General features: G+C 74.9%; 3 protein-coding genes and 1 pseudogene. All 4 read right to left on the bottom strand.

Annotation, left to right across the window (positions count from 1 at the left end; all coding sequences use genetic code 11):
* Positions 1 to 220: 220 nt before the first annotated feature.
* Positions 221 to 869: pseudogene (locus tag GUY60_RS36940) on the bottom strand (ATP-dependent helicase); the annotation flags it as partial.
* Between the two features lie 56 nt (positions 870 to 925).
* Positions 926 to 1,501: a DoxX family protein gene (locus tag GUY60_RS36945; protein ID WP_161705877.1), complete on the bottom strand. Its 576-nt coding sequence runs from the start codon at positions 1,499 to 1,501 to the stop codon at positions 926 to 928.
* A 69-nt stretch (positions 1,502 to 1,570) separates the two neighbouring features.
* Complete coding sequence (locus tag GUY60_RS36950) at positions 1,571 to 1,810, bottom strand: hypothetical protein (protein ID WP_161705878.1); 240 nt, start codon at positions 1,808 to 1,810, stop codon at positions 1,571 to 1,573.
* 92 nt (positions 1,811 to 1,902) lie between these two features.
* Positions 1,903 to 2,184: a hypothetical protein gene (locus GUY60_RS36955; RefSeq protein WP_161705879.1), complete on the bottom strand. Its 282-nt coding sequence runs from the start codon at positions 2,182 to 2,184 to the stop codon at positions 1,903 to 1,905.
* Positions 2,185 to 2,279 lie beyond the last annotated feature (95 nt).

The raw sequence follows: 2,279 nt of genomic DNA on the forward strand, positions 1-2,279 counted from the left end.
GGCCAGGGGTTCACGGGCCAGGGGTTCGCGGGCCGTGGGTTCAGAGCACCGCGGGCCCCCGTACCGCGGCGAACTCGTCGACGAGGAGCTGCCGCCGCGCGGCCGGGACCGCGCCGGTGAACGGCCCGAACACCGGGGTGCTGTCGCCGGGTTCGGCGTCGAGGGCGTCGCGCACCGCGGCCAGTACGTCCTTGAAGTAGGAGAAGACCACCGTCTTCTGCCCGTTCTCGTCGGCCTCGCGGACGATCTCCCGGAGCCGTTCGAGCTTCGCCGACTTCTCCGGGCGCGCGTACGCCACCCTGCGCATCGCCATCTCCCGCCCGGCCACCAGCATCCGCAGCCGCCCGGCGGCGGGGCGCGCGTCGGTCAGCAACGGGCCGAGCCGGGCTGGGAGTTGGGCGGCCGTGTCGACGGCGCGCCGGGCATCAGGGCCGGCCTCGACCAGTACGTGCAGGGCTGTGACGAGTGCGGTGGTGCGCGGCTCGGGCGGGCCGGTCGACGTCGATATGGGCGGCGACGGTCTCGTGCGCGGCCTCGGAGAGCCGGGCGGCCGCGGCGAGGAGGTGCTCGACGGTGCGCTGTCCTACGCCGGGGAGTTGCCGCAGCCGGTACGGGCCCGCGTCGATGACCTGGCCGACGGTGCGGAACCCGCCGTTCTCGACGCTGCCGAGGCGCAGCCGTCCGGCGGTGACCTCCTGGAGCCGGGCCACGGGGATCGCGTGGAGTTCCCGTGCCACCTCCGCGTCGTGGATCGGCTTCAGCGCCGCGCGGACCGCGTCGACGGCCCTGTCGTGGTCGCCGGTCAGCGACCGCGCCGCCGCGTCGAGCCGCGCCGCCCGCGCGATCAGATCCCGCTCAACACGCCCCACGTGCCCTGCCCCTCTCCCGCTGTCGGGGCATCCTCGCACCGCGCCGACGGGTCAGTTCACGTCACGTCATCGGCGGCTTCGTCAGTGGGTTCGTCAGCGGGTTCGTCAGTGGGCTCCTCGGCCGGTGCCGCCATCGCGCGCTCGCGGCGTCCCACCACGGCCGCGGCCGCGACGGCGCTCGCCGCGAAGGCGAGGCCCAGCATGACCGGGCGGTCGAGGCGGTGCCTGGTGAAGTGGTCGACGGAGTACCGGCCGGGCCCGGAGAGTCCCAGGCCCGCGGCGACGAAGCCGAGGTACGCCGGGTACTCGTAGCCGCCCTGCATGGCGAAGAACCCGGACTTGCTGTGCACCGCGACCGCGCCCGACATCGCGCCGGCCGCCGCGGCGCCCGCGGCCGGGGTGGCCGCGCCGAGCGCGAGCAGAACGCCACCGCCCGCCTCACCGAGCCCCGCGGCCAGCGCGCTCTGCCTGCCGGGGCGGAACCCCATGGCCTCCATCGCCTGCGCCGTACCGTCGAGACCGCCGCCGCCGAACCAGCCGAAGAGTTTCTGCGAGCCGTGCGCGACGAGTACGGCGCCCGTGCCGAGACGAATGGCGAGCAGGCCGAGATCCTTACGGTTGAGGCACCCCATGGCGTGGTCCTTACGCAGGCAGAAGAGGACGTTCCCCCTCCTCAGTGTTGGCCGGGGGCGCGCTGCCCGCTACTCGGCCGGATCCTCGTCCGACCGCCGCGCGGCCTCGTGCACGGCCCGCTCGACCTCGTCCGCGTCCCGCCCGCTCGCCTGCGCGTGCCGGGTGATCGCCGCCCGTACCTCGTCGGCGGCCCGCCGCCAGCGCTCCCGCTGCGTCGCGTACGCGGCACCGGTCAGGCCCGCGAGCTTCGCGCGCTCCTCCTCGGCGGAACGTTCCAGTTTGACCAGTTCATCGGAGATGTCAGCCACATACGGATCGTAGGCCCAAACGGCGTCTTCGGCCCCGGCACGGCTGGGTGACCCGTGCCGGACCCGGCGCGCCCCAGGCCCCGCTACAGCCTTCACAGGGTCATGAACCCCAGTACGCCGGGCAGCAGTTGGGCGACGCAGGCCGCGCTGAGGCCCATGATCAGGCCGACCAGATGGACGGTGCGGCGGCGGGACACATCGCCGTGCTGCGCCTCGCGGACCAGGCCGACCAGGGCCACCGCGGCCGCGACCGACCCGGCCGTGGTGGCGTCGAACCAGTTCACGCCGAGCATCGCGAGGGCGGCCGCGCCCACGACGAGGCTGCCCACAGCGTGTATCCACGGTGCGGCGCTGCCGCTGCGTACCTGTGTCACCGGTCCCCCTCGGCCCCCGCGGGCCCTCTGTCCGGCGCGACACCCTAGCGGACGGCGCGGGAGAGGTACGGGGAGGGGCCGAGGGGCGCCCGGGG

Source organism: Streptomyces boluensis, assembly GCF_009908195.1.
GTDB classification, from domain to species: Bacteria; Actinomycetota; Actinomycetes; order Streptomycetales; family Streptomycetaceae; genus Streptomyces; species Streptomyces boluensis.

Excerpts from the sequence above, each read along its gene's own strand:
- GUY60_RS36945 (WP_161705877.1), bottom strand. The coding sequence starts at position 1,501 with ATGGGGTGCCTCAACCGTAAGGATCTCGGCCTGCTCGCCATTCGTCTC.